The 6,393-nt window shown below is 72.5% G+C and carries 10 protein-coding genes; all 10 read left to right on the top strand.

Annotated elements, in window-relative coordinates; all coding sequences use genetic code 11:
- The coding region (locus GV126_RS35170; RefSeq protein ID WP_159675458.1) for a hypothetical protein at positions 1–623 on the top strand (623 nt) is incomplete at its 5' end.
- 113 nt (positions 624–736) lie between these two features.
- A complete protein-coding gene (locus GV126_RS35165) occupies positions 737–961 on the top strand; it encodes a hypothetical protein (RefSeq protein ID WP_159675456.1) in 225 nt (74 codons plus the stop codon).
- An 88-nt stretch (positions 962–1,049) separates the two neighbouring features.
- Positions 1,050–1,349: a WhiB family transcriptional regulator gene (locus GV126_RS35160; RefSeq protein ID WP_201299991.1), complete on the top strand. Its 300-nt coding sequence runs from the start codon at positions 1,050–1,052 to the stop codon at positions 1,347–1,349.
- Positions 1,346–1,975, top strand: a complete 630-nt coding sequence (locus tag GV126_RS35155; RefSeq protein ID WP_159675454.1) for a GGDEF domain-containing protein — start codon at positions 1,346–1,348, stop codon at positions 1,973–1,975. The genes GV126_RS35160 and GV126_RS35155 overlap by 4 nt, the downstream gene beginning before the upstream one ends.
- Positions 1,976–2,010: 35 nt before the next feature.
- Positions 2,011–2,196, top strand: a complete 186-nt coding sequence (locus GV126_RS35150) for a hypothetical protein (protein WP_159675452.1) — start codon at positions 2,011–2,013, stop codon at positions 2,194–2,196.
- Positions 2,197–2,285: 89 nt separating this feature from the next.
- Positions 2,286–3,161, top strand: a complete 876-nt coding sequence (locus GV126_RS35145) for an ATP-binding protein (RefSeq protein WP_236570393.1) — start codon at positions 2,286–2,288, stop codon at positions 3,159–3,161.
- Between the two features lie 179 nt (positions 3,162–3,340).
- Positions 3,341–3,952: a hypothetical protein gene (locus tag GV126_RS35140; protein ID WP_159675448.1), complete on the top strand. Its 612-nt coding sequence runs from the start codon at positions 3,341–3,343 to the stop codon at positions 3,950–3,952.
- A gap of 53 nt (positions 3,953–4,005) precedes the next feature.
- Positions 4,006–4,293 carry a hypothetical protein gene (locus tag GV126_RS35135; RefSeq protein ID WP_236570392.1) on the top strand — a complete coding sequence of 96 codons (288 nt, stop codon included), beginning with the start codon at positions 4,006–4,008 and terminating at the stop codon, positions 4,291–4,293.
- Positions 4,290–4,565, top strand: coding sequence for a hypothetical protein (locus GV126_RS35130; RefSeq protein ID WP_159675446.1), 276 nt, complete (start codon positions 4,290–4,292; stop codon positions 4,563–4,565). The genes GV126_RS35135 and GV126_RS35130 overlap by 4 nt, the downstream gene beginning before the upstream one ends.
- 197 nt (positions 4,566–4,762) lie before the next feature.
- Positions 4,763–6,229: a DUF2637 domain-containing protein gene (locus GV126_RS35125; RefSeq protein ID WP_159675444.1), complete on the top strand. Its 1,467-nt coding sequence runs from the start codon at positions 4,763–4,765 to the stop codon at positions 6,227–6,229.
- Positions 6,230–6,393 lie beyond the last annotated feature (164 nt).

Here is a 6,393-nt window from a genome sequence, read left to right as displayed (position 1 = left end):
GCCAGATGCCCGCCCCGAAGACCCCCGTTGCCTTCCTGAGCGAGCACCGCGCCTACGTGGGCACCACCGCGGCCGCCGGCACGCTGCTGGCCCTGGCCCGGATCTGGAACGCCCAGGGCGCTGAGCACTCGCCCAGCGCCGCCGGGCTCATGCTCGCCTTCGGTGCCGCCTCCGGCTACTTCGCCGCCAAGAACGACGAGGAGACGGCCAGCGCCGTCTTCTCGTCGATGGCGCTGACCTTCGGCGCCCTGTCCGTCGGCGTCTACGCCGACCCGATCGCCCCGGCCCTGATCATCTGGACCGTCGCCGTCATCGCGTCCTGCGTCCTGATCGCCCGCTCCCGCCGCGACGACCGCCGGGTGGCCACCGCGCACGCCAACGAGATGGCCGCGCTCCAGATGAACCGCAGTGCGGACATCACCATCGCCAAGATCGAGGCGACCTCCAGGATCGAGGTCGCCCGCGAGCAGTCCGCGGCCGCCGCCGCCATCGAGGAGGCCCGCGCGCACCGCGCTGCCCTCGCCGACGGCCCGCTGGACCCGATCGCCATGCTCCGCGCCTCCGGCCAGCTCCCGCCCCTGCACGTCGTCAAGGACACCGACGACGAGCGCCGCACCGCCTGACCTGCCTGCGCTGACGGTTGCCCGCGCCGCCCGGTCCGGGAAGCGGGCTGGGCGGCAAGGGGAGCCGGGACAGCCCCGGTCTCCGAAGAAACGCAGAAAAGGAGTTGAACCTCATGGCGCATTGGGCGGTTGAGATCCCGACCCGCAAACCGGGCGAGCAACCCCGGACCGGAGTCCAGTGGTTCACGTATCCGGCGTCGGCCTTTCCCTGCCGCGGCGACGTGGTCAAGAAGGTCCGCGAGGACGTCGACACCGAGGCCGCGGTCCGGCACCGCGCCGGTGCCGTCGCCGACGTCGACGCCATAAGGGTCATCTGGCACGACGACGTCCTGTCCTGAATCCGCCCCGGGGCGGCCGTCTCACGGCCAAGCGAACCGGCCGCCCCGGGCCACCCGAACCCCCATCAAGAGGAAGGGCACCTCCATCATGGCGCAGACGACCACCGTCACGGTGCGCCCCCCTGCCATCGCCCTGGCCGACCCCTCTGTGCCGTATCCGCAGATGACGGGCGGGGAGCCGTGCCAGCAGACCGACCCGGAGGAGTGGTTCCCCCAGCACGGTCACAACCCGACCGCGGTGCGGTTGTGCCACTCCTGCCCCCTGCTGGCCGACTGCCGGGCGTGGGCACTGGCCAACCCGCAGCTGGCCGCCGAGGGCATTTGGGGCGGACTGACCCGCGCCCAGCGTGCCGCGATCCAGCGCAACAACCTGCGGGCGGCGGCATGACCACGCACCCGGCCCTCACGCTGCAGGCCCTGACCAGCCTCGCCCTGGCGGTCGGATGGGCGCTGCACGCTGGCCGCCTGTACCGGCGCCTGGACCGCTCCCGCCGCGACCCGCTGACCGGGTTGTGGACGCGCGACGGATGGACCCGCCGGGCGGAGCGCGTCATCCGCCGGCACCCCCGGGCCGCGGTCCTGCTGGCGGACCTGGACGGCTTCAAGCCGGTCAACGACCGCCACGGCCACGAAGCCGGTGACGCCGTCCTGGCGGCCGCGGGGGAGCGCCTGACCGCCTGGTGCGGCGCCCACGGCGTCGCCGGACGGCTCGGCGGAGACGAGTTCGTTGCGGTCCTGGACAACGACGAGCGCCTGGACGACCGGCTCGCCGACCTCGCGCAGCTGCTGCGCGAGCCCGTCGACCACCACGGCCTGCAACTGACGGTGGGCGCCTCCATCGGCGCCGCCCGGCTGGCCGCCCTGCCGGAGCCGACCCTGTCGGCCGCGCTCGGCGCCGCCGACCAGGCCATGTACCAGGTCAAGGGCCGTACCCGCCGCGGCCGCCGTCTGCTGCTGGCCCCGGCGTTTGCCGTCCTACGCAGCCTGTCGCACCGCTTCCGCCTGGCGGCCTGACCGCCACCTCCGACTGACGCGAGAGGACCGAGCCCATGCGCAAGCGCACCTACCGATTCACCGCCCAGGTCAGCGACGGCAAGCACGACGACGGCGAGGCCGTCGGCACCGTCAAGGCCCGCTCCGACGCGGAGGCCCGCCAGGCGGTCGCTGACTGGGTCCGCGAAAACGGAGCCCGCAAGAAGCGCACCTGGACCGCCACTCACATCGAGCTGACCTGATGACCCTCCCGGGGCGGCCGCCATCCCGGCCAGGAATCCGCCGGCCGCCCCCGGGGCCCTCCGAACCCAGACCGAGGAGAGATCCCGTGATGAACCCGATCCCCGAACCGTCCGTGATCGTGATGATCGGCGCGAGCGGCTCCGGCAAGTCCACCCTGGCCCGCACGTGGCCCGCCTCCTACCGGCTGGAGCTGGACGCCTACCGTGAGCTGGTCTCCGGTGACGCGGGAGATCAGGAGGCCACCGGCGACGCGGTGTTCGTCCTGCACACCGTGCTGGAGGCCCGCCTCACCCGTGGCCTGACCTGCGTCGTGGACGCCACCAACACCCGGGCCGACGTCCGTAAGCGGCTCATCGATGCCGCCCACGCCCACCAGCTGCCCGCGGCCGCCGTGGTGATGACGGCGACGCTGGAGCAGTGCCTGACCCGCAACGCCCGGCGGCCCGCCAACCGGCGCGTGCCCGACGCCGTGGTGCGCCACCAGTACGAGCAGATCGCCGCGGCACGCCCGGGCCTGCGCGGAGAGGGCTTCGACCATGTCGTCACCGACGACCGGCTCATGCGCCTGCGGCTGCTGCTGCAACGGGCTGTCGACCGCATTCACGCCGACCACCAGGACGACGCCGACCGCACCGAGCGCGCCCGCCGGGTGCTGGCCGGCCGCTTCTTCGGCGAGGACCTGGCGGCCGCCTTCACCTGGACGCAGCTGCGCCCCAACCATGACCCGATCGGCGCCATCGTGGTCGGTGGCGACGAGATCACCCTCGCCTACCGCACCTGGTACCCCGATCCGCTGGACTGGGGATTCGAGGCGCAGGTGCCCTGCCTGGGCGGCTGCTCCGGCCCGGCCTGGGTGGAAGTGCGCACGCCCATGGACCTGCTCGCCGTGTACGACGACGACTTCCCCGAGGACGCCGTCCGGTGCGACCGCTGCGGCGCCGGCACCAGGGCGGTGAGTGCATGACCCGGCAGAGCTTCGAGCAGCTGTACCAGCCGCAGATCTGGTTCGGCCTGAGTGGCGCCCAGCTGACCGGCGTACCGCGCTGAGGAATCGTCCCCAATCTGTCAGGCCCGCACGACAAGATGAACCCCGGGGCCGCCACTACGGCGGCCCCGGCCCGTTCCAGAGAGGAACCCGCACCGATGACCGCATGGACCCCCACGACCCTCGTGTCCGTGGACGAGCCCGGCGACCGCTCCGGCGCCAGCGACGGCCACAGCCGCTACGGCGTCTACCTCAGTCAGCGCCTGGGGGACTTCCACGACGAGACCCCCGGCACCCCGCTGCCGACCGAGGAGTTCGCCGCGGCGGTCTGGCGCGTGGCCACGCCGCCCATGCTCACCGGCTACGTGACGCTCCGCCCCGACCTCCAGGGGGTCGAGGCGGTGTGGGCCGAGAACGAGGACGGCGTCGGCTCGCTCGCCTTCAAGGTCTCCGTGCCGCTGTGGTTCAACGACCTGCCTGCCGACCGCCGGCCCCGCTACCCGTGGCAGGACTGGACGACCCGCTACGACATCGCGACCCGTGACGAGAGGTACCGCCACCCCTGGGAGCCCGACCTCAAGCCCGGCCGCCCCGCCGTCCTCACCGTCTCGAACATCCTGATCTCCGCCACCGGCTGGGACCTGCCGACCCCGAAGCACACCGAGGGTCGCGGCCTGGTCGAGGAGGCCAAACAGGTCGTCCACGAGGTGGCCCGCCGGGTCAACGAGGAGGCCGGGCCGATGGTCGCGCAGCTCCTCGGCGACCGGTGACCCCGGCCGCACCGAGTAGGACACTCGAACCACCGACCCACCGAGGAGGGGCAGTGACCGCACAACCCGAACACCACGACGCCGTACCGCCAATGCGCACGATCGCCGAGCTGCGCGCCGCACTCGGCGTCTGGGGATTCCCCGGTGACCTCCAGAGCTTCGAGCAGGAGCTGGCGGACGCCGACCTGGACGACCTCGCCCGGGTCCGCGAGATCACCCAGGCGTACCGGCACCGGGTGATGCTGCGGTGCGACCCGCAGGCGATGGCGGCCCTGATGCGCAGCACCGAGGACGTCGTCTCCGAGCTGGGCCAGAAGATGGCCGAGGAGAACGCCCGGTGACCTATGTCTTCTACAGCGACGCCGCCGAGAAGATCCTGCGGGGCGACCTCAGCGTCAGCGAGCGGACGGCCGTCATGTCGGTGCGGGCCTCCCTCGAAGAGGACCCCACCCCCGACCACGCCCGCGGACTGCCGGACGCCGACCCCCGCTCCGAGTCCTACGCCATCGATCTGATCCCCGAGCAGACCGGCGGACGCGGCATCACCATCGTCTACCGCCACAACCAGGACCTGGATGCCGTGCTGATCCTCTGGCTCATCGCCGGCCCCTGAATCCCCTGCGACCGGCCGAAGCGACCCCGGCGAAGCCGCGGGTCGCTTCGCCGTTTCTGGACCATCCTTTCGCGGACGCTCGGGGTCCGTCGGCGGGTCCTCTTCCGTTCTCGTCAGCTCCAGCGGCATCACCGATCACGCACTTCGGCGTACGGTGCTGATCGCCCTTGCCCACGAGAAGAGGAGAGTGTCCCGCCGTGACCACGCACGCGGTGCCCGGCGCTGAGCGACGACCGCCGATACCCGCCAGCCGCACCGCCGTCGACGGTGACGTCCTGGTGCCCATCCGCGGAGGCCTGCTCGCCTCCGCGGTTCTGGTCGCGATCCTCGCCGTCGCCCTCGCGGTCATCGGCTTCACCGGCTCCTACCGCTCGGTGCGCGACCTCGCCCTGGGCTGGGGATGGGGCTGGTTCGCCTACGTCTTCCCGCTCGGCATCGACGTCGGCATCGTCGGCCTGATCGCCGCCGACCTGTTCCTGTGCGCCATCCGCACCCCCGCGCCGATCCTGCGCTGGTTCGCCTGGACCTTGACCGTGGCCACGGTCACCTTCAACGCCGCCAGCGGCTGGCCGGCGAACGGGGCCGCCGGATGGGACGACGTCATCGAGGCGGCCGCGCACGCCACCATGCCCGGCCTGGTCGTGGTCATCACCGAGGCCCTGCGCCGGGCCATCGCCCGCCGGGCCCGCATCGCCGACGGCCGCCAGTTCGAGCCGCTCGGCATGGCCCGCTGGTTCCTCGCGCCCCTCGCGACGTTCGCCGTGTGGCGGCGCATGCGTCTGTGGGATGTCTACACCCGCGCCGAGGCGCTCGCCCTGGAACGGGACCGGCTCACCCTGCGCGACGAGCTGCGCGAGAAGTACGGCAAGAACTGGAAGAAGCAGGCCCGCCCGGCCGAGCTGCGCGCCATGCGTGACGCCGGTCGAGGCTTGCCGATCCCCGCCCACCTGATCGCGAACGCTGACCAGCCCACCGTGAACGCCGCCCCCGCGAACGCCGCGAACGCCGGACAGGCTGACCGTCAACTCCCCGCCCACACCGGGGAAGGCGTGAACGCCGCGAACGCCGGCGTTCACGGTGAGGGAGCAGTGTCCGTGAACGACATGTCGACCAGCCCGACTGCTGTGAGCAGTCTCCTCGTCGACATGGAGACCGCGCGAACGTCGTGGGAACCGGCGAGTGAGCACCTGCCGCTGGCGGCTGCGGAGCCGTCGTCGCAATACGGGGGTGACCTGCGCGAACATCGCCGTGAACGGTCTTCGGTGCCTGCGGCCGCCCCCACGCGGACGGTCGTCAGGAGTACCGTGCCCGCCCAGTACGAGCCGACCGAGGTCACTGCCGGCGACGACCGTGAACTGGTGGGCGCGAACGCCGTGACGGCAGGCGCGAATGGTTCCGTGTACGCGTCCGGGTCGACCACGAACGGTGTGAACGGTCACCGCGGAACAGCCGCCGACGTCACCGTGGAGACCGCGCGCGAACGGCCGCGAGGGCGGTACACCGAGGACCGCGTTGGACGCCGGCGCCTCGCGGAGGACTTCCTGCGGGCCAAGCAGAGCGAGCAGCCGCCGCCTTCGCAGGCGAAGTTCGCGGCCCAGGTCGGTGTTGCGCCTGCCACGCTGTCCAAGGCGATGAAGGAGTGGCGCGAGGACCACGCCGGCTGACCGCTCTCCGTTGTGCCAACCCAACAACACCTCTTCCGGTGCCCCCGTCCCGTTGTCCCGGCGCAACAGGGCGGGGGTGCGGCGCTCCAGCTGGACTTCCGCCGTCGGTGGTGAGGCGGGGGGCTCCGCCCGCCCGCACCCCCCGGCCCCCCACAGAGGGGGCG

Source organism: Streptomyces mexicanus (genome assembly GCF_902506575.1).
Lineage (GTDB): Bacteria > Actinomycetota > Actinomycetes > Streptomycetales > Streptomycetaceae > Streptomyces > Streptomyces mexicanus.
Note: the sequence above shows the minus strand (reverse complement) of the source record. Positions and strands in the feature narration are given on the sequence as shown.

Bases quoted from the DNA above. Each gene is read 5' to 3' on its own strand.
- GV126_RS35160 (WP_201299991.1), top strand. From the start codon at position 1,050: ATGGCGCAGACGACCACCGTCACGGTGCGCCCCCCTGCCATCGCCCTG.
- GV126_RS35140 (WP_159675448.1), top strand. From the start codon at position 3,341: ATGACCGCATGGACCCCCACGACCCTCGTGTCCGTGGACGAGCCCGGC.
- GV126_RS35155 (WP_159675454.1), top strand. From the start codon at position 1,346: ATGACCACGCACCCGGCCCTCACGCTGCAGGCCCTGACCAGCCTCGCC.
- GV126_RS35150 (WP_159675452.1), top strand. From the start codon at position 2,011: ATGCGCAAGCGCACCTACCGATTCACCGCCCAGGTCAGCGACGGCAAG.
- GV126_RS35165 (WP_159675456.1), top strand. From the start codon at position 737: ATGGCGCATTGGGCGGTTGAGATCCCGACCCGCAAACCGGGCGAGCAA.
- GV126_RS35145 (WP_236570393.1), top strand. From the start codon at position 2,286: ATGAACCCGATCCCCGAACCGTCCGTGATCGTGATGATCGGCGCGAGC.